The following is a 25380-nucleotide window of genomic DNA, read 5'->3' as shown; positions in this document are numbered from 1 at the left end:
CCGACACCGATCATGATCCGCATCATCGCCCCGCTCATCGGGCTCGGTTTCGCCTTCGTGCTGGTGCTTGGCCTGTTCGGCACGCTGACCAGCGAAGCGCAGCCCGAAACCGCCGAGCACGAGTTTCACGAACATCCCAAGAAGCTCGACCTCGCCTCGAACGGCGTGTTCGGCAAGTTCGACAACCAGCAGCTCCAGCGCGGTTTCCAGGTGTACAAGGAAGTGTGCGCCGCCTGCCATTCGCTGAAGTACGTCGCGTTCCGCGATCTGGCGGCACTCGGCTATTCGGAAGCCGAGGTCGCGGCGATCGCCGACGACTATCAGGTTCCGTCGGTCAATCCGGACACCGGCGAGGCTGCGACGCGTGACGGCGTGGCTGCCGACCGCTTCCCGCTGGTCTATCCCAACGAGGTCGCTGCGCGCGCCGCGAACAACAACGCGATCCCGCCCGATCTTTCGCTGATGACGAAGGCACGGCACGACGGTGCGGCCTATGTCTATTCGCTGCTTACCGGATATCAGCCCACGGTACCCGCTGAGGTGACGCAGAAATATCCCGAGTTCCAGGTTTCGCCGGGCCTGAACTACAACCCCTATTTCCCGACGCTGGCGCTCGCCATGGCGCCGCCGCTGGTGGCCGACAACCAGGTGACCTATGCCGACGGCACGCCCGCCACGGTCGATCAGATGGCCAAGGACGTCGCGGCGTTCCTGGTCTGGACTGCCGAGCCCAAGCTGGCTGCACGCCATACCGCCGGCCTTGCGTCGGTGCTGTTCATCCTGATCTTCACTGGGCTCGCCTGGGGATCGTACAAGACGATCTGGCGCGACAAGAAGCATTGATCGCTGCCTGACGACCTTACACCGGCCCCGGCTTCCTGCACTGGAAGCCGGGGCCTTTTTTATGGGGAAACCGCCATGCCCGAGGCCGCCGCGCAGATCGCCGCGCTGATCCGCACAATCCCCGACTTTCCCAAGCCGGGCATCCAGTTCCGCGATATCACCACGCTGCTGCTCGATCCCGCGGGGCTCCGGCTTTCGGTCGAGACGATGGCGGCGGCGGTCGAAGGGCCGATCGATCTGGTCGCGGGCATCGAGGCGCGCGGGTTCGTGTTCGCACCGGCGCTCGCGCTCGCGCTCGGTGCCGGCGTGCTGCTGATCCGCAAAGACGGCAAACTGCCCGGCGCGACCATCGCCGAGGATTATGCGCTCGAATACGGCACCGACCGGATCGCGATGCACGCCGATGCCTGCGCGCCGGGCGCGCGCGTGCTGCTCGTCGACGACCTCATCGCCACGGGCGGCACCGCTCGCGCCGCGGTGCGGCTGATCCGCAAGGCCGGCGCGATCGTGCAGCAGGCGGCGTTCGTCGTCGATCTGCCCGATCTGGGCGGCGCCCATGCGCTCGCCGAAGACGGCGTTCGGGTGCACAGCCTCGTCGCCTTCGCGGGGCACTGAACGGCTCGTCGCGGAACCAAGTCGGCCTGCCCGCCGTTGGCATCGGATACCGGGTTCAGCGCGAGTTCACCGCCGTTCGGCAACGTTGAGCCTTCACTCCGCGTATTCAGGAGGTTCAGCATGATGTTTTCGCGCATTCGCGCCGCCGGGCTGGCGATCGTCGCCGGCTTCAGCCTCACCGCCTGCGGCTATAATGACGGCTTCGGCTATGGTGGCGGCGGGTTGGGGGTAGGCTATGGCCCCGGCTATTACGACAATGGATTCTATGGTGCCGGCTTCGGCGGTGGCGCTTTCGGCAATCCCTATTGGGGCTGGAACGACGGCTTCTATTATCCCGGCACCGGCATCTATGTGTACGACCAGTATCGCCGGCCATTTCGCTGGAACGGGGCGCAGCAGCGCTACTGGCAGGGACGTCGACAAGCATGGCGCGGGCCGAACCGCGACATCCGCGCCAACTGGCGCGGCTTCCAGCGCGACCGACGCATCGACAATCGCGCGTTCCGGCAGGATCGGCGGGCCGACCGGCGCGCATTCCGTCAGGGGCAGGTGACGCGCCCCGAGTTCCGCGCCGAGCGTCGTGCCGATCGGCGCGCCTATAATCGCGAGTTTCGTCAGGACCGCCGCCAATTACGGCGCGAGAATCGCGGGGTGCGGCAGAACTGGAATCGTGGCGGTCAGCGCGGTTTCCGTGGCAACCGCCGACCTCGCTGAGTTTGCAGGGGCGCCCACATGGGCGCCCCGCATCACACCGCCGGTTCGCGCACCGCGATCATGCCGTTGGCGACGAAGCTGAGCACTGCCTCGTCATCCTGATTGAACGTCGTCATGCGCGATCGCGTAAGTCCGATGCCCGGCCGCTTCGCCGATACGCGCTTGTCGAGCAACTCGGTCTCGCAGCGCAGAACGTCACCCGGATAGACGGGGCGCAGCCACTTCAGCTCGTCGATCCCAGCGGCGCCGAGCGACGCCTGCGGATGTGCCTGCAGATGCGCGACGAACATCGCCATCGTCATCGAAGCGGTATGCCATCCGCTGGCCGACATCCGCCCGAAATGCGTCTTGGCCGCAGCTTCGTCGGAGAGGTGAAACGGCTGCGGATCATATTTCCGAGCGAAGTCGAGCACTTCCTCGCGCGTGACTTCATAGCGCCCGAACGACGCCTGCTGGCCGAGCACGAGATCTTCGTAATGGATCATGCGATCGGTTGTAATCGACTACCGGTCGCTGTCCAGCCGCGTCATTTCCGCAGCGTCGGGATGAATGCCACCATCGATCCGTCGCGCCCCTGCGCCGCCGGCAGTCCGACAAGCTGGCGCAGTAGCGGATAGACGTCGACACTGCGCGCCTCGACGCGCGTGCCCGGCGCGAACGCCGGCCCATGCGCGACGAAGGCCGCGCGCATCGCGCCATCGGCATTGTCATAGCCATGTGCGCCGCCCGCGATGGAGTAGCGCGGCGGCTGGCCCAGAATCGTCCAGCCGCTCTCGGCGATGCACAGATAGGGCGGTACGCGCGGGTTGCGCCCATAGGCGAGGCGCGCCGGCAGCGCCTGTTTCTTCCAGCACTGCATGTGCCGATGCGGCCCCGCAAGCCGTGCCTCGACTGCCGCAGCGCGGCCGGGCTGCGCGTGGAAGGCGGCATAGGGACCATCTTCGACCAGCCGGATATTGGCCTCGCCGCCCATCGCCGCATTGAGGTCGATCACGCGCTCGGCCGAAACCGGGGCCATGCCATGGTCCGACGTGACGATGAGGTTCACCGGCTGACCCATCGCGGCAAGCTCGGCAAGCAGCCGTCCAATTTGGCGATCGGCCTCGGCCAATGCTGCATCGACTTCCGCCGACTGTGGGCCGAAGCGGTGTCCCGCGGTATCGACGGTATCGAAATAGAGCGTCAGCAGCTTCGGGCGCGTCGCCGCCGGCCGGCGCAGCCAGTCGACGATGGCATCGACGCGGTTGGCCTCGGGCAACGCCTGCGCGAATTGCTGCCAGTCGCTCGGCCGCTGGCCCGCGACATCGGTGTTCGATCCGGGCCAGAACATCGTCGCGGTGCGGATGCCCGCGCGCTCGGCGGCGACCCAGATCGGCTCGCCCTGGTCCCACCAGAAGCGATCGGTCGTCGCCATCGTGAACACCTCGCCCGGCCGCTCGCTATCCTCGAAGCGGTTGGCGACGATGCCGTGACGATCGGGGTGCAGCCCGGTGACGAGCGTATAGTGATTGGGAAAGGTCTTGGTGGGGAAGGAAGGCTGGAGGCTGCCCGATACGCCTTCTGCCGCCAGCCGCGACAGCGTGGGCGTCACGCCGCGCGTGAGATAATCGGGGTGCATCCCGTCGATCGAGACGAGCATCGTCACCGGCGCACGCGCCTCGGCGGCGGGAGCGGTAGGGGCGACGGCGGGGCGCGGGGTGGGGGTGCACGCGCCGAGCAGCGCGGCGAGCATCACGACGGGGATACGCATCGCCGGTGCTATGCTGGCGTGATGCGGCAGTTATGTGACAGCGCGGCTATTCGGCCTGTGCGGCGTCTTCGGTTTCGGCCTTGCGCGCGGCGCCCACCGGCACCGCCATCAGCCGCGAAACGAGCGAGCGGAACTGCGAAAGGTCGCCACCCGTCAGCCGGTCGACCGTCGAGAACGAAACCGAGGTCGGATTGATCGGCGCGCCGTTGCGCCACAATTCGTAATGCAGGTGCGGGCCGGTCGAAAGGCCGGTCGAGCCGACATAGCCGATCACGTCGCCCTTGCTCACGCGCGTGCCCGATCGCACCGCGATGCGGCTCATATGGCCATAGCCCGTCGCCAGCCCCTGGCCGTGCGTGAGCTTGACGAAATTGCCGTAGCCGCCGTTGCGGCCGGCATAGGCGACGTTGCCGTCGGCGGCGGCGCGGATCGGCGTGCCATGGGGCGCCGCGAAATCCATGCCCTTGTGCAGCCGGCGGAAGCCCAACACCGGATGGCGCCGCCAGCCGAAGCCCGACGAGATGCGCGCCGATACCGGCATCTGCATCATGCCGTGGCGCTCGCCGACGCCCTTGGGATCATACCATTGCGTGCGGCCATCGGCTTCCCAGCGCACCAGCTTGACCGCGCGTTCGCCCTGGTCGACCTCGGCATAGAGCAGCTTGCCCAGCCGCACCTCGCCCGTTTCGGCACGCGCCTGCTCGACGATCAGGTCGAATTCGTCGTCGCTGCCGATCCGCGACATCGGCACGCGCGTTGCGATCGACTTGATGAATGCTTCCACCGCCTTGGCGGGCGCACCCGCCGCGCGTGCCGAGCGATACAGGCTCGATCCCACGCGCCCGCGCACGCGCAGCGGCGTATTGTCGATCGCAATGGGAATGCGCCGCAGCGCCAGACCATCGGGCATGCGCGCAAGCTCGAGCGCGAGATCGAAGCGCGCGCGGAAGGTGAGCTTTTCGAGCGGGCGCGGTACGTCCTTGGTCGCCCGGCGCCCCAGCGTCACGTCGAGCCGTGTGCCCGCGCCCAGATTGTCGAGCCCGACGGCGCCGTCGACCAGCGCAGCGGCGCGCTCGGCTTCGCCGCGCCCCACACCGGTGCGTTCGAGCGCGCGGCGCAGGCCGTCGCCCGCGCCCAGCGTGGCGTTCATTTCGAGGATGGGGCGTTCGGGCGTGTCAGGCAGTACGCGCACCAGCTCGTTCGCGCCCATGCGCCGGCCGGTGGTGGCGCCATAGGCCAGCGGCATGATCGATTGTGACGCCAGCTCGTCGCGATCGGCGGCGGCAGGCGGCGGCGCATAGCCGTGGATCGGGCGTTCGAAGCCCGGCGACAACAGCAGCGTGATGGTGCACAGCGCAGTGCAGGTCGCGGCGCCGCGGAACCAGCTGCGCGAGCCGATCTGGCTGCCGAGATCGGTGACGAGATCGAGCTGCGCGAGCTTCTCGCGCCACCCCGGCGCCGGTGCGGTAGCGAGCGCGCGCCCGAAGCTGGCGGCGGACGCGCTGCCGCCTTCGACCAGACCGTGTTCGCTGCGCAAGAACAAGTGAAGTGCCGCCCCGTTTCGTGGCCGCCCGTCCCCGGCCACAGCGCGATGACTGTGGGGGCCAGATGCTAAAGTCAAATTAACTGCCGGCGCGGCCTCGACGCCTTGCGCCGGAGCGTTCGCATGGGGCGACGAAGCGTTCGCGCTTGCGCACGCTGCCGCGAACCACGATGTTGGCGATGCCATGAGCCAGTTCGCGCGTAGCCCCGTCACCGCCGTGCTCGGGCCGACCAATACCGGCAAGACGCATCTGGCGGTCGAGCGGCTGTGCGGCCATTCGAGCGGCATCATGGGCTTTCCGCTGCGGCTGCTGGCGCGCGAGGTGTATGATCGCGTGGTGGCCATCAAAGGGCCGCGCGAGGTGGCGCTGCTCACCGGCGAGGAAAAGATCATGCCGCCGGGCGCGCGCTGGCTGCTGTGCACCGCAGAATCGATGCCCACGAATCGCGAAGCGGCGTTCGTCGCCATCGACGAAGCGCAGCTGGGCGCCGATCCCGAGCGCGGCCATGTGTTCACCGATCGCCTGCTCAACGCGCGCGGACGCGAGGAGACGATGATCCTGGGCTCGGGTTCGCTCGCGCCGATGGTCAAGGCGCTGGTGCCCGAGGCCGAGATCATCGGCCGCCCGCGCTTCTCGACGCTCAGCTATGCCGGCGCGAGCAAGCTATCGCGCCTGCCGCGCCGCTCGGCGATCGTCGCCTTTTCGGCCGAGGAAGTCTATGCCGTCGCCGAGACGATCCGCCGGCTGCGCGGCGGCGCGGCGGTGGTGATGGGCGCGCTTTCTCCGCGCACGCGCAACGCGCAGGTGGCGATGTTCCAGGCCGGCGAGGTCGACTATCTCGTCGCCACCGATGCGATCGGCATGGGGCTCAACATGGACGTCGCGCATATCGCGTTCGCGGGGCTTCACAAGTTCGACGGCCGCCGCCGCCGCCGGCTGACGGTGGCCGAGATGGCGCAGATCGCCGGGCGCGCCGGGCGTCACCAGCGCGACGGCAGCTTCGGCGCACTGCACGAGCAGGGGTCCGACGCCTTCACCCCCGAGGAAGTGCTCGCGATCGAGGGCCATCACGTGCCGCCGCTCTCGCACCTCTACTGGCGCGATGGCGAGCCCGATTTCGCTTCGCTCGACGCATTGATCGATAGTCTCGAGCAGCGGCCCGTCCACGAACTACTGCGCGCCGCGCCGCAGGCGACCGATCTGGCGGTGCTCAAGCGGCTGGCAGAGGAGGACTGGGTGCGCGAGCGCTGCCGCCATCCGCGCGTCGTCGAGCGGTTGTGGGCGGCGTGCGGCCTGCCCGATTTCCGCAAGCTCGGCGTCGATCCGCATGCGCGCTTCGTCGGGCGCGTGTTCCGGCATCTGAGCGAGGGGCGCGGGCATCTGCCGCATGTCTGGTTCGCCGACGAACTGCAGCGGCTCGATCGGCTGGCAGGCGATGTCGAGACGCTGGCGGGACGCATCGCGGCGGTGCGCAGTTGGGCCTATATCGCGCACCGCGTCGACTGGCTTGAAGACCCCGAGCATTGGGCTGCGCGCACCCGCGCGGTCGAGGAGCGACTGTCCGACGCGCTCCATGCCAGCCTGCAACAGCGCTTCGTCGACAAGCGCACCAGCGTGCTGCTGCGCAAAATAGGCGCCGATGCATCGCATCTGCCCGTCACCATCGGCGAGGGCGGCGAGGTGCTGGTCGAGGAGCATGTGCTGGGGCGGATCGACGGCTTCAGCTTCACGGTGTCGCCCGATGCCACCGCCGACGACAAGAGGCTGCTGATCGCGGCTGCCGAAAAGCGGCTGGGCGGCGAGTTCGCACGCCGTGCGGCGGCGCTCGTCGCGGCCGATGATCGCGCCTTGGCGCTTGCCGGCGACGCGGGCGGCGCGCCGGTGATCCACTGGGCCGGCGGCAGCGTCGCGCGTATCGAGGCGGGGCCGGCGATCTCGCGCCCGCGCGTCCGGCTCGACCGGGCGCTGGGCGTGCTCGACAAGGCGACGCGCACCGCCGTCGCAGCGCGGCTCGATCGCTGGATCGCGACGCAGACCGCGCGCCATGCGCCGGTGCTCGCGCGGCTCGACACGGCCGCGCGCGATCCGGTGGCGCCGCCGCCGCTGCGCGCCGTCGCCGCCGCCATCGCCGATGCCGGCGGCATCGTGCCGCGCGACGTCGTGGCACAGCCGCTTGACGCGCTCGATCCGGGCGCGCGGCGCTGGCTGCGCCAGGCGGGCGTCGTCGTCGGCACGCTCGATCTGTTCGATCCCCGCCTGCTCAAGCCGGCGGCGCAACGCTGGCGCGCGGCGTTGTGCGCGGCGCGGAGCGTTGATGCGACTGCCACCCCGCCACCCGACGGCGCGACGGTGCTGCCCGCCCGCGCGCCCGAGGCGACGCTCGCCAACGGCTTTCGCCGCATCGGCGTGCAGGCGGTGCGCGTCGATCTTGTCGAGCGCATCGCGCGTGCCGCGCACGACGCCCGCAAGGGGCGCGCGCCGTTCATTCCCGATCTGGCGCTCGCCACCTCGATCGGTATCGGGCCCGACAGCTTCGCGCGACTGATGGCACAGCTCGGCTTCCGCCCCGATCGCGCGCCCGAGGGGCCGCCACGCTGGGCCTGGCGCGGTCGCCGCGTGCCGCCGCCCGCCGCGCCGCAGCCGCCGCGCGCCGACAATGCCTTTGCCGCACTGCGCGAACTGGGGCTCGGCCATGGCTGAGGCGATGCGGCTCGACCTGTTCCTGTGGTATGCGCGCTTCGCCAAGACGCGGCCGCTCGCGCAGGCGATCTGCGAGGCGGGGACGCTGCGGCTCGACGGGCGCCGCATCGATCGGGCGCATGCGACGGTGCGCGTCGGCACGGTGCTCGCCTTTCCGCTGCATGGCCGCGTACGCGTGGTGCGTATCGATGCATTGCCGCACCGCCGCGGCCCGCCGGCCGAGGCCGCTGCGCTCTATGTCGCGCTCGATGGCACTGCCGGTCCGGCGCCCAAGGGCGTTGACGCACCCGGCAGCGCGGCATAGCAGGGCCGGCGACCGCCAAGGGAGTCCGTCCGCACCATGACCTACGTCGTCACCGACGCCTGCATCCGCTGCAAATACATGGATTGCGTCGAGGTCTGTCCCGTCGACTGCTTCTACGAAGGCGAGAACATGCTCGTCATCAATCCCAGCGAATGCATCGATTGCGGCGTGTGCGAGCCCGAATGCCCCGCCGAGGCGATCCTGCCCGATACCGAGAGCGGGCTCGAAAAATGGCTCGAGCTCAACAACACCTTCTCGGCGCAATGGCCTAACGTCACGCGCAACGCCGGGCAGACGCCCGCCGATGCCGATGCGTTCAAGGGCGAGGAAGGCAAGTTCGACAAGTATTTCTCGCCCGAGCCCGGCGCCGGCGACTGAGCCTTATCGTGCCGCGCGCGTCGGCGCGTGGAAATCCACAGGCTTGTCGGCGACCCATGTCACGAAGCGCGCGATAGCGGGATGCCCACGCAGCGCCTCGCCGGTGCAATAGGCCGTCGCCAGTTCGACGTTGGTGAACGTCGCGTGGATCGTCCGGTGGCAGATCGGATGGACCGGCACCACCGCATCGCCGCCACGGCTGCGCGGGATGGCATGATGCCATTCCAGGCGCCTGCCGATCGGCCGCTCGCACAGCATGCAGCGCAGGTCGGGGTCGTCCTGCGCGCGTGCCGCGCCTGCCGCTGCCGCCAGCTTGCGCCGCACGCGTCCCATGTGCCGTCTAGCGCTGCATCGCCTCGATCAGCTTCTTGACGTCCTGGCTGCGGCCGCGCGGCAGCACCAGCACATCGTCGCCGCTCGCCACCACGATGAGATCTTCGACGCCCACCAGCGCGATGCGCTTGCCGTCGGCACGCACCAGGCAGTTGCGCGTGTCGATCGCCACCACATCGCCGCGGCAGGCATTGCCGCCAGCGTCGCACGCGCTGATCGCATGCAGCGCGTCCCAGCTGCCGACGTCGCTCCACCCCATCGCCACCGGCACCACCGCGACGCGATCGGCCTTTTCCATCACCGCATAGTCGATCGAGTCGGCGGGGGATGCGGCGAATGCGGCGGTTTCGGGCCATACGCGACCGTTCTCGCGCCGCGCCGCATCCATCGCGGCCTGCGTCGCGTCGAGCATCGCCGGCGCATGCGTCGCGAGCGCTGCCAGATAGGCGTCGGCGCGGAACAGGAAGATGCCGCCGTTCCACACATGGTCGCCGCTGGCCAGCATCGCCTCGGCCGCATCGCGCAACGGCTTCTCGACGAAACAGTCGACGCGGTGGACGCCCTCGGCAAGCGCCTGGCCCACCTTGATATAGCCATAGCCCGTTTCGGCGGCGTCGGGCGTGATGCCGAACGTCACTAGCCAGCCGTCCGCGACCAGCGGCAGCGCGCGCGCGACCGCGGCGTGGAAGGCGGCGGTGTCGGCGATGACATGATCCGAAGGCATCACCAGCAGCGGCGCATCGCCCCCGCCCGCCGCGATCGCCGCGAGCGCGATCGCCGGCGCGGTATTGCGCCCCGTCGGTTCGAGAATGAGCGCCTGCGCGGCGGCGCCGACATCGCGGAGCTGCGCTTCGATCAGGTCGGCATGCAGCGCGTTCGCGACGACGATAGGCGGTGCAAAGCCGAGCTCGCCGCGCGCATCGCTCGCCCGCTGCGCGGTCAGTTGCAGCATCGTCTGCTCGGCGGTCAGCGCCAGCATCTGCTTTGGCATTTCGGGCCGCGACATCGGCCACAGCCGGGTGCCCGACCCGCCGGACAGGATGACGGGGGTGATCGGGCTGGTCGCGGGCATCGGCGGATATTCCTTCGTTGATACGCGCATATAGGCGTGCGCGGACCGATGCGTAACTGTCGGAGCCACGCCCGGCTCCGCGCGGCGTTCAGCTTTTCTTTGTCAAATTCTGCGACAGCCGAACCGTGTCGGTCTGCCTTACAGTTTCGGGACGTGCGCGATGATCCGGTTGTTCAAGCACTATGTCCCCAACGCCGTGCTGCTGCTCGGCCTGCTCGATTTCCTATGCCTCGTCGCCGCGGCCGAGTTCGGCTGGCAATACCGGCTGCACGAGGTCGGGATCGAGGTTGAGCCGATCGCGACGCGGGTGCCGCAACTGCTGAGCTTCGCGGCGTCGATGCTGCTCGCGATGGTGGCGGTGGGCGTTTACAGCGCCAGCGCGCTCACCTCGCTGCGTTTCGCCGCCGCGCGTCTGATCGTCGCAGTGTCGCTGGGCACCATCTTCCTGAGCGTCCTCTTCTTTCTCGTGCCGGCGATCACCTTCTGGCGATCGAACCTGCTCTACGCGATGGCCGCGGCGATCGTCGGGCTGTTCCTGCTGCGGCTGCTGGTAGGCAAGACGCTGGGCGGGCAGGTGTTCAAGCGCCGCGTGGTGGTGCTCGGCGCGGGGCCGCGCGCCGCGCGCCTCAAGTCGCTCGCGCAGACGCCGGGCTCGGGCTTCGTCGTCGTCGGCTATGTCTCGATGAGCGAGGCCAATCGCGTGATTCCCGAGGCGATCGCGCGCGATGCGATCTACAATCTGGCCGATCACGTCGTGCTCCTCAATGCGTCCGAAGTGGTGCTAGCGCTCGAGGAACGGCGCAATGCGCTGCCGCTGAAGGATCTCGTGCGCATCAAGACCACGGGCGTCCACGTCAACGAGATATCGACCTTCCTCGAGCGCGAGACGGGCCGCGTCGATCTCGACAGTGTCAATCCCAGCTGGCTCATCTTTTCCGACGGCTTCTCGTCGGGACGCATGTTCTCGAGCATGTTCAAGCGGCTGTTCGACGTGACCGCCAGCACGCTGCTGCTGGTGCTGATGGCGCCCGTCATCCTGATCGCCGCCATCGCGGTGAAGCTCGACAGCCGTGGCCCGGCCTTCTACCGCCAGCGCCGCGTAGGGCTTTACAATCAGGGCTTCGACATCGTGAAGCTGCGCTCGATGCGCACCGATGCCGAGCTGGCGGGGCAGGCGGTCTGGGCCGAGAAGGACGATCCGCGAATCACGCGCATCGGCCGGCTGCTGCGCAAGACGCGCGTCGACGAGCTGCCGCAATGCTGGAGCGTGCTCAAGGGCGAGATGAGCTTTGTCGGCCCACGGCCCGAACGCCCGCAATTCGTCGACGATCTCGAGCAGAAGCTGCCTTATTATGCCGAGCGGCACATGGTGAAGCCGGGCATCACCGGCTGGGCGCAGATCAACTATCCCTATGGCGCCTCGATCGAGGATGCGCGCCAGAAGCTCGAATACGATCTCTATTACGCCAAGAACTATTCGCCCTTCCTCGATATCCTGATCCTGTTGCAGACGGTGCGCGTCGTGCTGTGGCCCGAAGGCGCGCGCTGACGCGATGGCGGCGGTGCTGATCCTCTGGAGCCACGCGCTCGCGGCGCTGCTGTTCGCGGCACTCGCGCTGTGGAGCGTGCGGGCGCGGACGATCGGCGCACCGCGCGGAGCGATGGTGGCGGCGCTCGCGGGAACCGCGCTGTGGGCGCTCGCCGTGGCCGGCATCGGCAGCGTCGAAACCGCGACGACGCTGGCGGGCATCCTGCGCAATCTCGGCTGGCTGCTGCTGGTGCATCGGCTGCTGCCGGTCGCGGAGCGGCGGCGGGCATCGCTGCTGGCAGCGACCGGCATCATCGCCTGCGTGTTCGTCGGCGGCGGGCTCCTGGGTGCGGCGGGAGCGGCCGACCCATCCGCGGCGCAAGGCATGAGCGCGTTTGCCGCAAGCGGGATCGCGCTGCGGCTGCTTGCGGTGCTCGGCGCGCTGGTGCTGGTGCTCCACGCCTATCGGCAGGCGCCGCCGGGTATCGTGCGCGGCCTCGCGCTTGCCGCTGCCGCGATATGGGTGATCGATGCCAATCTGCTGACGCTGGCATGGGCGACGGGCGAATGGCCACCGGTTCTGCTCGCCGCGCGCGGTGCCGCATTTCTCGCGCTCGCGACGATCCTGGCGGCGCTTCTCCAGCGCGGCGGTGAGCACCGCGTCGAATGGTCGCGCGCAGTCGCGTTCCAGTCGTTGTCGCTGCTTGCGGTGCTCGCCTATTTTGCGGCGCTGGCGCTTGCCACTGCGGCGGTCGGTCACTTGGCGGGCGAGCAGGCGCGCGTGTTCCAGACGGCGTTCATCTTCGGATCGACCGCGGCATTGCTTACCATCCTGTCCACCGCGCCGCTGCGCGCCTGGGCGCGCGTCAAGCTCGCCAAACACCTGTTCAGGCACCGCTACGACTACCGCGCCGAATGGATGCGCTTTACCGATACGCTCGGCAGTGCCGAAGGCGCCGCGCCGCTCGACGAACGCGTCGTCAAGGCGGTGGCCGATCTTACCTTGTCACCCGCCGGCGTGCTGCTGCTCCCCGAGGCGGAGGGGCTCGTCGTCGGCACGCACTGGAACTGGCCGCCGGGCGATCTGCCCGCCGCGGTCACCGCAGGCGCGCTGGCGCGGCATCTTGGCGCCACCAATCGCGTGATCGAGCTCGACGCGGTGCGTGCCGGCAACACCGAGGCGGGCGATATCGATGCCGTCCCGGCGTGGATGCTGTCGCTCGATGCCGCATGGGTAATCGTCCCGCTGCCGCATCTGGGAGCGCTCGCGGGCGCAATCCTGCTGGCACGGCCGCCCATCGAGCGCGCGCTCGACTGGGAGGATTTCGACCTGCTCAAGGTCGCCGGACGGCAGGTCGCAAGCTATCTCGCCGAAGCGCGGGCGCAGACCCGGCTGGCCGAGGCCGAGCGGTTCGAGGAGTTCAATCGCCGCTTCGCCTTCATCCTGCACGACATCAAGAACCTCGTCAGCCAGCTGAGCCTTGTCGCGCGCAACGCCGAGCGCCACGCCGACAATCCCGCGTTCCGCGCCGACATGGTGGCGACGCTAAACGAATCGGCCGGTCGCATGACCGAGCTTGTCGCGCGGCTGAGCCAGGCGCGTCCCGCGCGCGCCGAGCCTCCGCGTGCCGTCGCAGTGCGTGGCATCGTAGATGCGCTGGCCGCCGAGCGCCGGCTGGTCCATCCCGTCATCGTTCGCGCCGGCAGCGAGGCGGTCGCGCTTGCCGATCCCGCGCGGCTCGAGCAGATCCTGCGGCATCTGATCCAGAACGCGATCGACGCCAGCCCCGCCGGCGAGCCCGTGCTCGTACAGGTCGACGCGTGCGACGCCGGCGTCGCGATCGAGGTGATCGACAAGGGCTGCGGCATGTCGCCGGGCTTCATGCGCGACCAGCTGTTTCGCCCCTTCGTGTCGACCAAGGCGACGGGCTTCGGCATCGGCGCGTTCGAGGCACGGCAGCACGCGCTGGCGATGGGCGGCACGCTCGACGTAACCAGCCGCGAGGGGGAAGGCACGCGTTTCCGGCTGGTGCTGCCCGCCGCATGTCGTGCCGAGGATGACATGGGGAAGGCGGCATGAGCGACACGCGGCGCAAGCTCTTGATCGTCGAGGACGATGCCGGGCTGCAACGCCAGTTGCGCTGGGCCTATGACGGCTATGACGTGCTGGTGGCGGGTGATCGCGCGCAGGCGCTGGCGCTGCTGCGCGCCGAGGAGCCGGCCGTCGTCACGCTCGATCTGGGCCTGCCGCCCGATCCCGACGGCGTGACCGAGGGCTTCGCCACCCTGGCCGAGATGCTGGCGCTTTCGCCCGACCTCAAGGTCATCGTCGCATCGGGGCACGGCGCGCACGAAAGCGCGTTGCGCGCGATCGCCGAGGGTGCGTGGGATTTCTACGCCAAGCCCATCGATATCGACGCATTGGGGCTGATCGTGGCGCGGGCTTTCCATGTCCATGCGCTCGAAGCCGAGAATCGCCGACTCGCGGCGCGCGCCGAGGCGGGCGGGGCGTCGGTGCTCGGCGGCCTCGTCACCGCCGCGCCCGAGATGCTGCGCGTGACGCGCATGATCGAGCGTGTCGCCAATGCCGATGTGTCGGTGATGCTGCTCGGCGCCAGCGGCACCGGCAAGGAACTGCTTGCGCGCGGCCTGCACGATGCGAGCCCGCGCAAGGGCGGCGCGTTCGTGGCGATCAACTGCGCAGCGATTCCCGAGACACTGCTCGAAAGCGAGCTGTTCGGGCACGAAAAAGGCGCCTTCACCGGCGCGGTCAAGACGACCGAGGGCAAGATCGAGCAGGCCGCCGGCGGCACGCTGTTCCTCGACGAGATCGGCGATGTGCCGCTGCCGCTCCAGGTCAAGCTGCTGCGCTTCTTGCAGGAGCGCGTGATCGAGCGGATCGGCGGGCGCCGGCCGATTGCGGTCGATACGCGTGTGGTGTGCGCCACGCACCGCGATATCGATGCGATGGTCGCCGATGGCAGCTTCCGCGACGATCTCTATTACCGTCTCGCCGAGATCGTCGTGCGCATCCCCTCGCTCGCCGAGCGGCCGGGCGATGCGGCGCTGCTTGCGCGCCACTTCCTGCGCCGGCACGGCGCCGCAATGCAGTCGGCGGCCAAGGGCTTCGCGCCCGATGCGCTGGCGGCGATCGATGCGTGGCACTGGCCGGGCAATGTGCGCGAGCTTGAAAACCGCGTGAAGCGTGCCGCGATCATGGCCGATGGCGCGCGCGTGACCGCTGCCGATCTCGATCTCGGGCCCGCCGAAGCCGAGCTGCCGATAAATCTGCGCGCGGTGCGCGAGGCGGCCGATCGCTCCGCGATCCGCCAGGCGCTCGCGCGCGCCGAGGGCAACATCTCGGGCACCGCGCGGCTGCTCGGCATCAGCCGGCCGACGCTCTACGACCTGATGAAGAATTATGACCTCCAGCCCTGACGCCGCGCTTCCGGCCTTGCCCGTGCCGGGCAGAAGGCGGCGACGGCGGCGCGTGCGCCGTACGATCGTCGTGGCGGCGATGGCGCTTGCCGGGCTGGTGGTGGCGTTTCTGGGGCTTCGCGCGCTGCTTCCCGACTTCGCCGACCGCGATACCGCACGCACCGAGACCGCGCGCGCGCTCGCGCTGTTCGAGGCGGGCAATGTCTCGGCAGCGCGCGATGCCGCGCAGGCGGCGACGACCGCCGATCACACGCTTGCGATCGGCCATGCGGTGCTGGCTCGCATGCAGATCGCGTTGGGCGACGGGGTAGGGGCCGACGCCTCGCTCGCGCGCGCGGCGGCAGCGGGGCTCGACATGGCGCGCGTCCAGCACCTGCGTGCGGAAGCACTGCTGCTCCAGCGCGAGACGCGTCGCGCATCGCTTGCGCTCGATGGCGCGAGCCAGCGCTACCGCCCCTATGTCGAGCGCGTGCGCGCGCAGTTGTTCGCGCAGCGCGGCGACTATGCGGGTGCCGAGCGCCAGTTCGCCATGCTCGTCGAGCAATATCCGCGCGATGCCGCCGCATGGCAGGCGCTGGCGAGCTTTCATGCCGACAATGGCGACGTCGCCCGCGCGATCGCCGCGAGCGACCGCGCGCTTTCGCTCGATCGTCGGCCCGTCGACGCGCTGCTGCTGCGCGCGCAGCTGGTGCGCGGCCAATATGGCCTTGTCGCCGCGCTTCCGTGGTTCGAGGAGGCGCTCAAGCGCGATCCACGCCATCACGATGCGCTGATCGACTATGCCGCGACGCTGGGCGATGCCGGCCGCCCGCGCGCGATGCTGGCGGCGGTGCGCCGCGCGACCGAAATGCGCCGCAACAGCCCGCGCGCGCTCTATCTGCAGGCGGTGCTGGCAGCGCGAGCGCAGCGTTTCGGCCTCGCGCGCAGCATTCTCCAGCGCGCCGGCGGCTCGCTAGCCGGGCTGCCCGGCGCGCAACTGCTCGGCGGCATCCTCGCGATGGAGTCGGGCGGGCACGAACAGGCGATCGCGGCGTTCGGCGATATCGTCGGCGCGCAGCCGATGAACCGCGAGGCGCGGCAGCTTCTCGCCACCGCCTATCTGCGATCGGGGGCCGCGCGCGAGGGCGTGCGCGCGTTGCAGCCCGTCGTGCGGCGAGGCGATGCCGACACGCTGTCGCTGCTGCTCGCCGCGCGCGGGCACGAGCGCATCGGCGAGCGCGGCCCCGCCGCCGAGCTGATCGACCGCGCGGCGATACCTGCGCGCGCGGCGGCGCCGGCCTTCATGGGCGGCCGCTCGCTCGCGTCGTTGCAGGCCGAGGCCGCGACGAGCGGCGGCGCGCCCGACCGCATCATCGCGTTCATCCGCGGGCTGGCACAGGCGGGCGATCTGCAACGCGCCTATCGCGAGGCCGATGCGCTCGCAGCGGCGCATCCGGGCGTGCCTGCCGCGCATCTCTTGGTAGGCGACGTGCTGATGATCGGCCGGCGGCCCGCCGACGCCGCCATCGTCTATGCCCGCGCTGCGAACCTGCGCTACGATCAGCCGGTGATGCTCCGGCTGGTCGAGGCGCTCGAGGCTGCCGGCAATCGCGCGCAGGCCGCACAGGTACTCGCCACCTATCTTTCGCAGAACCCCGAGGATGTCGTCGCGCTCCGCCTCAGCGCACGCTGGCAGCTTGCCGCGGGGGAGTATGACGCGGCGATCGACGCGCTCGAGCGGTTGCGGCTGCGGCTGGGCAACCGCGATGCGGCGCTGCTGGCCGAACTGGCCATCGCCTATGTCGCGGTCGACGAGGCCGATCGGGCGGTTCGGCTTGGCGCGGCGGCCTATGCGCTGGCGCCGCAGAACGCGGCGATCGGCGATGCCTATGGGCAGGCGCGGCGCGCGGGCGGCGACTTGGCCGGCGCGGCGCAGCTGTTCGCAAAGGCGGCGCGTATCGCGCCGCAACATGCGGGCATCAAAGCCAATATGGCTGCCGCCACCGACGAACTGCGCGCCGTGCGCTGACGGTTCCTGCTTGCGACGCCCGCAGATCGTGGCACAAACCGGCATCCGAAGGGGAGAAGATGCCGATGTTCCGCACCACCGTCGCCGCGCTGCTCTGCGCTGCCGCGCTGCCGATTGCCGCGCCGATCGCGTTTGCGCAGCAGATGGAGGCGCCCGACCGGCGCTTCACCGGCGCCGATCTGTTCGGGCTCGAACAGGCCGCCGATCCGCAGATCAGCCCCGATGGCAGCCGCGTCGCCTATGTCCGCCGCTCGGGCGACGTGATGACCGATCGCATGCGCTCGGCGATCTGGCTCGTCGATGTTCGAACCGGCCAGCAGAGCCCGCTCGCCGCGACGCCCGGATCACACTTGAGCCCGCGCTGGTCGCCCGACGGCAGCCGGCTAACCTATGTATCGGCGGTCGAGGGCCAGTCGCCGCAGCTCCATGTCCGCTGGATGGCATCGGGCGAGACCGCGCGCATCACCGGCTTGCCCGACAGCCCTTCGGCAGTGGCATGGTCGCCCGATGGCCGCCAGATCGCCTATGTGATGCGCGTGCCCGGCGAGCCGATGAAGCTCGGCGAAGCCCCCAAGAAGCCCGAAGGCGCCAAATGGGCCGAGCCGCTCGAGATCATCGATCGTGTGACCTATCGCGCCGATGGCGCGGGCTATCTGAAGCCCGGTTTCGACCATGTGTTCGTGGTTTCGGCCGATGGCGGCGCGCCGCGGCAGGTGACGTTCGGCAAGTTCAACCATGGCGGCCCGCTTTCCTGGTCGCGCGACGGCCGCACGCTCGTCCTCTCGGCCAATCGCCGGCCCGACTGGGAGCGCGAACCCAATGACAGCGACGTCTATGCCGTCGACATCGCCAGCGGCTCGCTCACCAAGCTCACCAGCCGCTACGGTCCCGACGAGGCGCCGGTGCTTTCGCCCGATGGATCCAAGATCGCGTATCTGGGCTTCGACGACAAATATGTGAGCTACACGCCGTCGCAGCTCTATGTGATGGACCGCGACGGGTCGAACGTCCGCCCGCTTACCGCCGATCTCGATCGCGGCATCGATACCGTCGAATGGGCCGATGACGGCCGCAGCCTCTATGTCTCCTACGACGACGATGCGCGCAAGAAGGTCGCGCGCATCGGCCTCGACGGGCGGCGCACCGTGCTACACGAGAATCTTGCCGGTGGCGGGCTCGACCGGCCCTATACCGGCGGCGCGTTCAGCGTGTCGGACGGCGGCACGATCGCCTATACCGGCGATGCGAGCGGCGGCATGCGCCCCGCCGACCTGTTCGTCGGGGGGCGGCAGGTGACGCGGCTCAACGACACGCTGATGGCGGCCAAGACGATGGGCCGCGTCGAGCCGCTCGACGTGACGGCGAAGGACGGGCGCAAGATCGCCTCGTGGCTGGTGCTGCCGCCCGGCCACCAGCCCGGCACGCGCGTGCCGTTGATCCTCGAAATCCATGGCGGTCCGCACACCGCCTATGGCCCCGTATTCGCGACCGACAACCAGCTCTATGCCGCGGCCGGCTATGCGGTGCTCTACACCAATCCGCGCGGCAGTACCTCGTACGGCAGCGAATTCGCCAACCTGATCGACAAGAATTACCCGAGCGAGGATTATGACGACCTGATCGCCGCGGTGGACGCCGCGATCGCTGCAGGCGTCGCCGATCCCGACAATCTGTTCGTCACCGGCGGATCGGGCGGCGGCGTGCTGACAAGCTGGATCGTCGGCAAGACCGATCGCTTCAAGGCGGCGGCGACGCAGAAGCCCGTCATCAACTGGATCAGCGAGGCGCTGACGATGGACGGCACCGGCTTCACCTCGCGCTACTGGTTCGCCAAGCAGCCCTGGGAAGACCCGATGAGCTACTGGAACCGCTCGCCGCTCAGCCTCGTCGGCAACGTCAAGACGCCGACGCTGGTGGTGGTCGGCGCCGAGGATTATCGCACGCCGGTGAGCGAGAGCGAGCAATATTACGCGGCGCTCCAGATTCGCGGCGTGCCGACGGCGCTCGTCAAGGTGCCGGGTGCAAGCCATGGCGGCTTCACCGCGCGGCCGAGCCAATCCGCAGCCAAGGCAGCGGCGATCCTCGCCTGGTTCGACCGCTATCGCACCGATCGCGCGCGCCCCGCCGCGCCCGCGATCGCGAGCGCACCACGCTAGGCGCTGCACCGCAGGGGAACCTTTGCCACCCTCGGTTGCTTACCCTTGCGCGCCGTCAGGGCGGTAGGGAGAGCCCATGCAGCACGCCGACGCCGCGCGTCACGAACTGAGCGACGAACTCGCGCGGGTCGGTGCGGGCGACTGCGCGGCGATGAAGCGGGTGTACGATCGCACCTCGGGCAAGCTGTTCGGCATTTGCCTGCGCGTGCTGCACGATCGCGAAGCCGCCGAGGACGCGTTGCAGGAAGTGTATCTGAAGGTGTGGCACCACGCGCGCGCGTTCGATCGCGAACGGGCGAGCCCGATCACCTGGATGTGCGCGGTGGCGCGCAACACCGCGATCGACTGGCGGCGCGGCAGCGAACGCGGCGCCGTCCATGCAGCAGCGTTGCACGACGGTACGCCACAGGTGGGCGGCGATACCGATGCCGACATTTTGCTACGCCAGTGCATGGACCAGCTTGACGAGCGGCAGCACGCGTCGATCCGCTCGGCGTTTTTCGACGGTTATACCTATGCCGAGCTCGCCGATCGCGCCGCAGTGCCGTTGGCGACGATGAAAAGCTGGATACGGCGGGGACTCGAGCGGCTGCGAAAGTGTCTCGATCATGGCTGATCCCGCCGGTCCCGACGATCGCGATCTGCTCGCTGCCGAGCTTGCGCTCGGGCTTCTCGACAGCGACGAACGCGCCGACGCCGAAGCGCTGATCGCCGGCGACGCTGCATTCGCGCGCGATCACGCACGCTGGGAACAGCGCCTGGCGATGTTGTTCGACGAGGTGGAGGAAGCCGTGCCCGGCGCATCGGTGTGGGAGCGCATCGATGCACGCATCGCGCCCGCCGCCGTTCCGGCACCACCGGCCAATGACGACATGCCGGCGCACGATCCGGCCCGCAAATGGAAGATCGCCACCGGCGCATTCGGGTCGCTCGCTGCCGGGCTGGCGCTGGCGTTGGTGCTGCAACCCGAACCGCCGCCGCCCGCCCCACCGCGCGTCGTCATCCAGACGCCCGACGACGTGATCGTCGCGCAGTTGCAGGGCAGCGACGGCGCCTCGATCCTCGCGCTGCGGCTCGATCCGGTCGGCGAGCGGCTGCTCGTGCGCGCCACTGCCATTCCCGACGGTGCCGGCGAGCCCGAATTGTGGGTGATCCCCGATGGCGGGGCGCCGCGCTCGCTGGGGCTGGTCGCGCGCGACGGCGAGACGTCGGTACGGCTTGGCGGTGATCTCGGCCGGCTGCTGCGCGACGGTAATACGCTGGCGCTCACGCTCGAACCCGCGAGCGGCGCTCCGCATGCCGCGCCCAGCGGCGACATCCTCGCCACCACGCGCCTGACGCAACTCTGATCGTCAGCCGCGCAGTGCGCGCGACCGTGTGAAAAGCTGCCGATACAGCGCCTCGGGCGCGCCGTAGGACCCCGCTGCCGCCGCTTCGAGCGCGCCGCGATCACGCACGGTGATGCGGCCGCGCGTGCAGCGCAGCACGTGATTACCCTCGAGGATGTGCAGCGCGTCGGTAATGCTCGCGCGGCGCGCGTTGAGGAATGCCGCCAGCCGCAGATGCGTGATATCGAGCGTGTCGCCGTCGACGCGATCGTGCAGCATGCACAGCCACCGCGCGAGCCGCGCCTCGGGACCACACTGCAGTCGCGCCGCGATCGTCCAGCGCATCTGCGCGTCGAGCGCCTCGCGGAACCGCAGCAGCGTTGCGGCAAGCGATCCATGCGTCTGCGCGAACGCAGCCAGCACGCCGACCGGCGCGCCGAGCAGCGTCCCGCCGGTCAGCGCGGCGATCCGCTGTTCGCGGACGCCGAGCCCCAGCAGCGGCTCCCATCCAAGCGCACCCTCGCGCCCGACGATGCCGCATTCGACCTGCCGAGCATCGAGCAGGACGCCGAAGCTCAGAATCGCGGTTTCGGGCAGCCAGAAGCACGGCTCGCCCGCAAGCGCATCGGCATCCTCGCCGCTTCGGATCGTCATGCGGCGCAGCGATCCGGCGAGCGCATCGCGTTCGTCGCGCCCCAGAAGGTCGATCAGCTGGTTTCCCGCGCGCCTAGCCAGGCGGGCGACGGACGGTTCGATCTGGCGCAGCAATATAATCGCTCTTCGATACGACAATCTCTGCACAAGCTTCGAGTTGTCGGGCGATATGGATGCACGCCGCCTTGAAAAAAATCATCCATGCGTACGTTGCCGTACGGTTAACAACTTAAATGGAACCCTCGGTTCGCTCACCCGCTGCCCGATCTCTGACAGTGAAGTAGGGAGGATGGCATGATGGACAGCGAACGGCTGGTCGAGGCTTTCGACGAGCGCGCTAAGCGGCGCGAGGGGCGGCGCGACTTCTTCCGCGCATTCGGCGCTGCGGCAGTGATGGCCGGTGGTATTACGCTGGTGTCGAAGACGGCACCGGTGAACGCGCAGTCGGCTCCGGCGCTGACCGATGCCGATATCCTCAACTTCGCGCTCAACCTCGAATATCTCGAGGCGCAGTTCTACGTCTATGCGGCGACGGGTGCGGGCCTGCCGGCCAGCCTGCTCGGCGGTACGGGTACTCAGGGTGCCGTCAACGGCGGACGCCAGGTAAACTTCACCGATCCTGCGGTTGCAGCCTATGCCCGCGAGATCGCGGCCGACGAGCGCGCGCATGTCGAGTTCCTGCGCACCGCTTTGGGCAACGCGGCCGTCGCGCAGCCCACGATCGACGTGGGTGTGGGACCCAACACCGCATTCTCGGCAGCCGCGCGTGCGGCCGGCCTCATCGGCGCGGGCCAGACCTTCGATCCCTACGCCAATGACGAGAATTTCCTGCTCGGCGCGTTCATCTTCGAGGATGTGGGCGTCACGGCCTACAAGGGCGCTTCGCCGCTCATTACCGACAAGAACTTTCTCGAGGCGGCCGCCGGCATCCTCGCGGTCGAGGCGTATCACGCCGCGATCGTGCGGACGACGCTGTACGCCAAGGGCATCGCCACGCCGTCGCTCATCGCGGCGACCGAGGCGATCTCCGATGCGCGTGACAGCCTCGACGGTGCCGATGACATCGATCAGGGCGTCCGCCCGATCGGCCAGTTGTCGAACATTGCGCCGCTCGACCCCAATGGCATCGCCTATTCGCGCTCGGCGGGGCAGACGCTCAACATCGTCTACCTCAACAACATGGCGGTGACCGGCGGCGGGTTCTTCCCGAACGGCGTCAACGGCACCATCCGCATGAGCGCGGCAAACTGAGGCGAGGGAGGATATCATGAAGGACCAGAATCTCATCCTCGACATTCTCGCCTCGGGCGAGGAACGTCGGGAAAGCCGCCGCCGCCTGCTCAAGATGGCAGGGACCGCCGGCGTCGCGATGGCCGGCGCATCGATGCTCGCAGCGTGCGACGACGACGACGACATCACCGTCACGCCGACGCCCACGCCGGCACCGACGCCTACCCCCACGCCGACACCGACGCCTACGCCTACCCCCACGCAGGGCGCGGCGCCGACCGATGCCGATGTGCTCAACTTCGCGCTCAACCTCGAATATCTCGAGGCGCAATTCTATCTGTTCGCCGCCACCGGATCGGGCCTGCCCGCCAGCCAGCTGACGGGTACGGGAACGCAGGGCGCGGTGAGCGGCGGCCGGCGCGTGACCTTCACCGATCCGCTGGTGGCGGCCTATGCGCGCGAGATCGCCAATGACGAGCGCGAGCACGTCAACTTCCTGCGCAACGCGCTGGGCAATGCGCGCGTGGCGCAACCCGCGATCGACATCGGCTCGGGGCCCAACAGCGCCTTCTCGGCGGCGGCACGCGCGGCGGGGCTGATCGGCGACGGTGCGTCGTTCGATCCCTATGCCAATGACGAGAACTTCCTGCTCGGCGCCTTCCTGTTCGAGGATGTCGGCGTGACGGCGTACAAGGGTGCCGTTCGCTTCATCAACAACAAGACGTTCCTCGAGGCCGCGGCGGGCATTCATGCCGCCGAAGCCTATCACGCTGGTCTCGTCCGCACGGTGCTGTATCGCAAGGGCCTGACCACGCCGAGCCTGATCGACGCGACCGAGGCGATCTCGACCGCGCGTGACAGCCTCGATGGCGCCTCCGATCTCGATCAGGGCGTGCGGCCGAACGGCAACGTGTCGAACATCGTGCCCACGGATGCGAGTGGCATCGCCTTCTCGCGCACGCCCGGCCAGGTGCTCAACATCGTCTATCTCAATCCAGCGGCGGCGACGATGGGCGGCTTCTTCCCCGCCGGCGTCAACGGCAACATCCGCAGCAGCGCCGCCAGCGGCTGAGCCTACGCAGCGACGCCCCTGTCAGCCCCCCTCCCCGACGGGGCGTCGCCATCAAGGGGCCGTCCGCGCACTGCGCGGGCGGCCTTTTTTTCGTGCGGCCACTCGCCGGCCAAAGGCGCTCGACTTGCCCCGGTGCGCGACGCCCGCGGTTGCAACGCACGGCGATGCATGAAAAGGGCAGCCGCAAAGCGATATGCAGGAGAGTGATGATGCGGATGATCGATCATGTGGTGGCCGGCGGCGCGTCGGCTCCGCAGCAGCCGCGCCATGGCGACGTGTTCGATCCCAATAGCGGCGCGGTGCAGGCGCAGGTGGCGCTGGGCGATGTGGCGCTGCTCGATCATGCGGTCGCCGCCGCACAGGCCGCCCAGCCCGCCTGGGCCGCGACCAATCCGCAGCGCCGCGCGCGCGTGATGTTCCGCTTCAAGGAACTCGTCGAGGCGCATATGGACGAGCTGGCGCAGCTGCTAAGTTCCGAGCACGGCAAGGTGATCGCCGACGCCAAGGGCGACATCCAGCGCGGGCTCGAGGTCATCGAGTTCGCCTGTGGCATCCCGCACGCGCTGAAGGGCGAATATACGCAGGGCGCGGGGCCCGGGATCGACGTCTATTCGATGCGCGTGCCGCTCGGCATCGGCGCGGGCATCACGCCGTTCAACTTCCCCGCGATGATCCCCTTGTGGATGTCGGGCGTGGCGATCGCGTGCGGCAACGCCTTCATCCTCAAGCCCAGCGAGCGCGATCCCTCGGTGCCCGTGCGGCTCGCCGAGCTGTTCCGCGAAGCGGGGCTGCCCGAGGGCATCCTCCAGGTGGTGCATGGCGACAAGGCGATGGTCGATGCGATCCTCGATCATCCCGCGATCGGCGCGGTGAGCTTCGTCGGCTCGTCGGACATCGCGCAGTATGTCTATTCGCGCGGCGTCGCGGCGGGCAAGCGCGTGCAGGCGATGGGCGGCGCCAAGAACCACGGCATCGTCATGCCCGACGCCGATCTCGACCAGGTGGTCAACGATCTGTCGGGTGCCGCCTTCGGTTCGGCGGGCGAGCGCTGCATGGCGCTGCCGGTGGTGGTGCCGGTGGGCGACGACACCGCCGACCGGCTGCGCGAGAAGCTCCTTCCCGCGATCGCCGCGCTGCGCGTCGGCGTATCGACCGATGCCGAGGCGCATTACGGCCCGGTAGTGAACGCCGCGCACAAGCAGCGTGTCGAGAACTGGATCCAGACCGGTGTCGACGAGGGCGCCGAGCTAGTGGTCGACGGGCGCGGGTTTAGTCTTCAGGGCCATGAGCAGGGCTTCTTCATCGGCCCCAGCCTGTTCGATCACGTGACGCCCGACATGCAGGCCTATAAGGAGGAGATATTCGGTCCGGTGCTCCAGATGGTGCGTGCGCCCGATTTCGAGACCGCGCTGCGGCTGCCCAGCGAGCACCAGTACGGCAACGGCGTCGCGATTTTCACGCGCAACGGCCATGCGGCGCGCGAATTCGCCGCACGCGTGCAGGTGGGCATGGTGGGCATCAACGTGCCGATTCCCGTGCCCGTGGCCTATCACAGCTTCGGCGGCTGGAAGCGCTCCGGCTTCGGCGACCACAATCAGCACGGCATGGAAGGCCTGCGTTTCTGGACGCGCGTCAAGACGGTGACGCAGCGCTGGCCCGACAGCTCGCCCGACGGCGGCAACGCCTTCGTCATCCCGACGATGGGGTGAGCCG

22 protein-coding genes are annotated in these 25380 nt (G+C 69.1%); 16 read left to right on the top strand and 6 right to left on the bottom strand.

Features of this window, described 5'->3' with window-relative positions; genetic code table 11:
* Positions 1 to 12: 12 nt before the first annotated feature.
* From FBR43_RS11240 to FBR43_RS11230, 3 genes are all read left to right on the top strand, one after another.
* Positions 13 to 843 (top strand): cytochrome c1, encoded by an 831-nt coding sequence (locus FBR43_RS11240; RefSeq protein WP_136943209.1) that lies wholly within the window; start codon positions 13 to 15, stop codon positions 841 to 843.
* Positions 844 to 918: 75 nt separating this feature from the next.
* The gene (locus FBR43_RS11235; protein ID WP_136943208.1) at positions 919 to 1458 is read left to right on the top strand and encodes an adenine phosphoribosyltransferase; all 540 of its coding nucleotides are present in this window, start codon (positions 919 to 921) and stop codon (positions 1456 to 1458) included.
* Between the two features lie 120 nt (positions 1459 to 1578).
* A complete protein-coding gene (locus FBR43_RS11230) occupies positions 1579 to 2172 on the top strand; it encodes a hypothetical protein (RefSeq protein WP_136943207.1) in 594 nt (197 codons plus the stop codon).
* Positions 2173 to 2204: 32 nt separating this feature from the next.
* Here FBR43_RS11230 and FBR43_RS11225 read toward each other — a convergent pair whose 3' ends face one another.
* Genes FBR43_RS11225 through FBR43_RS11215 form a run of 3 tightly spaced genes read right to left on the bottom strand, consistent with a single transcriptional unit; the run spans position 2205 to position 5465 of the window.
* Positions 2205 to 2657 (bottom strand): MaoC family dehydratase, encoded by a 453-nt coding sequence (locus tag FBR43_RS11225; protein ID WP_136943206.1) that lies wholly within the window; start codon positions 2655 to 2657, stop codon positions 2205 to 2207.
* A gap of 41 nt (positions 2658 to 2698) precedes the next feature.
* Entirely contained in the window at positions 2699 to 3922 is a 1224-nt protein-coding gene (locus FBR43_RS11220) for an alkaline phosphatase family protein (protein ID WP_136943205.1), read from the bottom strand.
* 46 nt (positions 3923 to 3968) lie between these two features.
* Positions 3969 to 5465, bottom strand: a complete 1497-nt coding sequence (locus FBR43_RS11215; RefSeq protein WP_249276553.1) for a M23 family metallopeptidase — start codon at positions 5463 to 5465, stop codon at positions 3969 to 3971.
* A gap of 184 nt (positions 5466 to 5649) precedes the next feature.
* Between FBR43_RS11215 and FBR43_RS11210 the strand changes: the two genes are divergently transcribed.
* The 3 genes from FBR43_RS11210 to fdxA are packed head-to-tail and all read left to right on the top strand — an operon-like array spanning position 5650 to position 8848.
* The gene (locus FBR43_RS11210; RefSeq protein WP_136943203.1) at positions 5650 to 8166 is read left to right on the top strand and encodes a helicase-related protein; all 2517 of its coding nucleotides are present in this window, start codon (positions 5650 to 5652) and stop codon (positions 8164 to 8166) included.
* Positions 8159 to 8470, top strand: coding sequence for an RNA-binding S4 domain-containing protein (locus FBR43_RS11205; RefSeq protein WP_249276552.1), 312 nt, complete (start codon positions 8159 to 8161; stop codon positions 8468 to 8470). The genes FBR43_RS11210 and FBR43_RS11205 overlap by 8 nt, the downstream gene beginning before the upstream one ends.
* Before the next feature lie 36 nt (positions 8471 to 8506).
* Positions 8507 to 8848 carry a ferredoxin FdxA gene (gene fdxA / locus FBR43_RS11200; RefSeq protein ID WP_136943202.1) on the top strand — a complete coding sequence of 114 codons (342 nt, stop codon included), beginning with the start codon at positions 8507 to 8509 and terminating at the stop codon, positions 8846 to 8848.
* A 3-nt stretch (positions 8849 to 8851) separates the two neighbouring features.
* Here fdxA and FBR43_RS11195 read toward each other — a convergent pair whose 3' ends face one another.
* Positions 8852 to 9106: an HNH endonuclease gene (locus FBR43_RS11195; protein WP_136944174.1), complete on the bottom strand. Its 255-nt coding sequence runs from the start codon at positions 9104 to 9106 to the stop codon at positions 8852 to 8854.
* A gap of 82 nt (positions 9107 to 9188) precedes the next feature.
* Positions 9189 to 10253 carry a mannose-1-phosphate guanylyltransferase/mannose-6-phosphate isomerase gene (locus tag FBR43_RS11190; protein WP_136943201.1) on the bottom strand — a complete coding sequence of 355 codons (1065 nt, stop codon included), beginning with the start codon at positions 10251 to 10253 and terminating at the stop codon, positions 9189 to 9191.
* 160 nt (positions 10254 to 10413) lie between these two features.
* Between FBR43_RS11190 and FBR43_RS11185 the strand changes: the two genes are divergently transcribed.
* The 7 genes from FBR43_RS11185 to FBR43_RS11155 all read left to right on the top strand — a co-directional run bounded on the left by FBR43_RS11185 (position 10414) and on the right by FBR43_RS11155 (position 20732).
* Positions 10414 to 11802, top strand: a complete 1389-nt coding sequence (locus tag FBR43_RS11185; protein ID WP_136943200.1) for a TIGR03013 family XrtA/PEP-CTERM system glycosyltransferase — start codon at positions 10414 to 10416, stop codon at positions 11800 to 11802.
* A 4-nt stretch (positions 11803 to 11806) separates the two neighbouring features.
* Entirely contained in the window at positions 11807 to 13861 is a 2055-nt protein-coding gene (prsK, locus tag FBR43_RS11180) for an XrtA/PEP-CTERM system histidine kinase PrsK (RefSeq protein WP_136943199.1), read from the top strand.
* Positions 13858 to 15219, top strand: a complete 1362-nt coding sequence (gene prsR, locus FBR43_RS11175; RefSeq protein ID WP_136943198.1) for a PEP-CTERM-box response regulator transcription factor — start codon at positions 13858 to 13860, stop codon at positions 15217 to 15219. The genes prsK and prsR overlap by 4 nt, the downstream gene beginning before the upstream one ends.
* Before the next feature lie 52 nt (positions 15220 to 15271).
* Positions 15272 to 17227, top strand: a complete 1956-nt coding sequence (locus FBR43_RS11170; protein WP_169542582.1) for a tetratricopeptide repeat protein — start codon at positions 15272 to 15274, stop codon at positions 17225 to 17227.
* A gap of 65 nt (positions 17228 to 17292) precedes the next feature.
* Positions 17293 to 19383 (top strand): alpha/beta hydrolase family protein, encoded by a 2091-nt coding sequence (locus FBR43_RS11165; RefSeq protein WP_136944173.1) that lies wholly within the window; start codon positions 17293 to 17295, stop codon positions 19381 to 19383.
* A gap of 76 nt (positions 19384 to 19459) precedes the next feature.
* Entirely contained in the window at positions 19460 to 19999 is a 540-nt protein-coding gene (locus FBR43_RS11160) for a sigma-70 family RNA polymerase sigma factor (protein WP_136943196.1), read from the top strand.
* The gene (locus FBR43_RS11155) at positions 19992 to 20732 is read left to right on the top strand and encodes an anti-sigma factor (protein WP_136943195.1); all 741 of its coding nucleotides are present in this window, start codon (positions 19992 to 19994) and stop codon (positions 20730 to 20732) included. Before FBR43_RS11160 ends, FBR43_RS11155 begins: the two co-directional genes overlap by 8 nt.
* A 3-nt stretch (positions 20733 to 20735) precedes the next feature.
* Here the strand turns inward: FBR43_RS11155 and FBR43_RS11150 are convergent, their stop codons facing one another.
* On the bottom strand, positions 20736 to 21365 hold the full coding sequence (locus FBR43_RS11150; RefSeq protein WP_136943194.1) for a Crp/Fnr family transcriptional regulator: 630 nt from the start codon (positions 21363 to 21365) through the stop codon (positions 20736 to 20738).
* 294 nt (positions 21366 to 21659) lie between these two features.
* On the opposite strand from FBR43_RS11150, the gene FBR43_RS11145 reads away from it, so the two are divergent.
* The 3 genes from FBR43_RS11145 to FBR43_RS11135 all read left to right on the top strand — a co-directional run bounded on the left by FBR43_RS11145 (position 21660) and on the right by FBR43_RS11135 (position 25376).
* On the top strand, positions 21660 to 22616 hold the full coding sequence (locus FBR43_RS11145) for a ferritin-like domain-containing protein (RefSeq protein ID WP_136943193.1): 957 nt from the start codon (positions 21660 to 21662) through the stop codon (positions 22614 to 22616).
* A 16-nt stretch (positions 22617 to 22632) separates the two neighbouring features.
* Positions 22633 to 23667, top strand: a complete 1035-nt coding sequence (locus FBR43_RS11140) for a ferritin-like domain-containing protein (RefSeq protein ID WP_136943192.1) — start codon at positions 22633 to 22635, stop codon at positions 23665 to 23667.
* Between the two features lie 209 nt (positions 23668 to 23876).
* A complete protein-coding gene (locus FBR43_RS11135; protein ID WP_136944172.1) occupies positions 23877 to 25376 on the top strand; it encodes a CoA-acylating methylmalonate-semialdehyde dehydrogenase in 1500 nt (499 codons plus the stop codon).
* Positions 25377 to 25380 lie beyond the last annotated feature (4 nt).

The sequence above is a fragment of the Sphingomonas baiyangensis genome (assembly GCF_005144715.1).
GTDB classification, from domain to species: domain Bacteria; phylum Pseudomonadota; class Alphaproteobacteria; order Sphingomonadales; family Sphingomonadaceae; genus Sphingomonas; species Sphingomonas baiyangensis.
This window is presented reverse-complemented; position numbering and strand designations above follow the sequence as displayed.

Excerpts from the sequence above, each read along its gene's own strand:
- FBR43_RS11240 (WP_136943209.1), top strand. The coding sequence starts at position 13 with ATGATCCGCATCATCGCCCCGCTCATCGGGCTCGGTTTCGCCTTCGTG.
- FBR43_RS11235 (WP_136943208.1), top strand. The coding sequence starts at position 919 with ATGCCCGAGGCCGCCGCGCAGATCGCCGCGCTGATCCGCACAATCCCC.
- FBR43_RS11230 (WP_136943207.1), top strand. The coding sequence starts at position 1,579 with ATGATGTTTTCGCGCATTCGCGCCGCCGGGCTGGCGATCGTCGCCGGC.
- FBR43_RS11225 (WP_136943206.1), bottom strand. The coding sequence starts at position 2,657 with ATGATCCATTACGAAGATCTCGTGCTCGGCCAGCAGGCGTCGTTCGGG.
- FBR43_RS11220 (WP_136943205.1), bottom strand. The coding sequence starts at position 3,922 with ATGCGTATCCCCGTCGTGATGCTCGCCGCGCTGCTCGGCGCGTGCACC.
- FBR43_RS11210 (WP_136943203.1), top strand. The coding sequence starts at position 5,650 with ATGAGCCAGTTCGCGCGTAGCCCCGTCACCGCCGTGCTCGGGCCGACC.
- FBR43_RS11205 (WP_249276552.1), top strand. The coding sequence starts at position 8,159 with ATGGCTGAGGCGATGCGGCTCGACCTGTTCCTGTGGTATGCGCGCTTC.
- fdxA (WP_136943202.1), top strand. The coding sequence starts at position 8,507 with ATGACCTACGTCGTCACCGACGCCTGCATCCGCTGCAAATACATGGAT.
- FBR43_RS11195 (WP_136944174.1), bottom strand. The coding sequence starts at position 9,106 with ATGCTGTGCGAGCGGCCGATCGGCAGGCGCCTGGAATGGCATCATGCC.
- FBR43_RS11190 (WP_136943201.1), bottom strand. The coding sequence starts at position 10,253 with ATGCCCGCGACCAGCCCGATCACCCCCGTCATCCTGTCCGGCGGGTCG.
- FBR43_RS11185 (WP_136943200.1), top strand. The coding sequence starts at position 10,414 with ATGATCCGGTTGTTCAAGCACTATGTCCCCAACGCCGTGCTGCTGCTC.
- prsK (WP_136943199.1), top strand. The coding sequence starts at position 11,807 with ATGGCGGCGGTGCTGATCCTCTGGAGCCACGCGCTCGCGGCGCTGCTG.
- prsR (WP_136943198.1), top strand. The coding sequence starts at position 13,858 with ATGAGCGACACGCGGCGCAAGCTCTTGATCGTCGAGGACGATGCCGGG.
- FBR43_RS11165 (WP_136944173.1), top strand. The coding sequence starts at position 17,293 with ATGTTCCGCACCACCGTCGCCGCGCTGCTCTGCGCTGCCGCGCTGCCG.
- FBR43_RS11160 (WP_136943196.1), top strand. The coding sequence starts at position 19,460 with ATGCAGCACGCCGACGCCGCGCGTCACGAACTGAGCGACGAACTCGCG.
- FBR43_RS11155 (WP_136943195.1), top strand. The coding sequence starts at position 19,992 with ATGGCTGATCCCGCCGGTCCCGACGATCGCGATCTGCTCGCTGCCGAG.
- FBR43_RS11150 (WP_136943194.1), bottom strand. The coding sequence starts at position 21,365 with ATGACGATCCGAAGCGGCGAGGATGCCGATGCGCTTGCGGGCGAGCCG.
- FBR43_RS11145 (WP_136943193.1), top strand. The coding sequence starts at position 21,660 with ATGATGGACAGCGAACGGCTGGTCGAGGCTTTCGACGAGCGCGCTAAG.
- FBR43_RS11140 (WP_136943192.1), top strand. The coding sequence starts at position 22,633 with ATGAAGGACCAGAATCTCATCCTCGACATTCTCGCCTCGGGCGAGGAA.
- FBR43_RS11135 (WP_136944172.1), top strand. The coding sequence starts at position 23,877 with ATGCGGATGATCGATCATGTGGTGGCCGGCGGCGCGTCGGCTCCGCAG.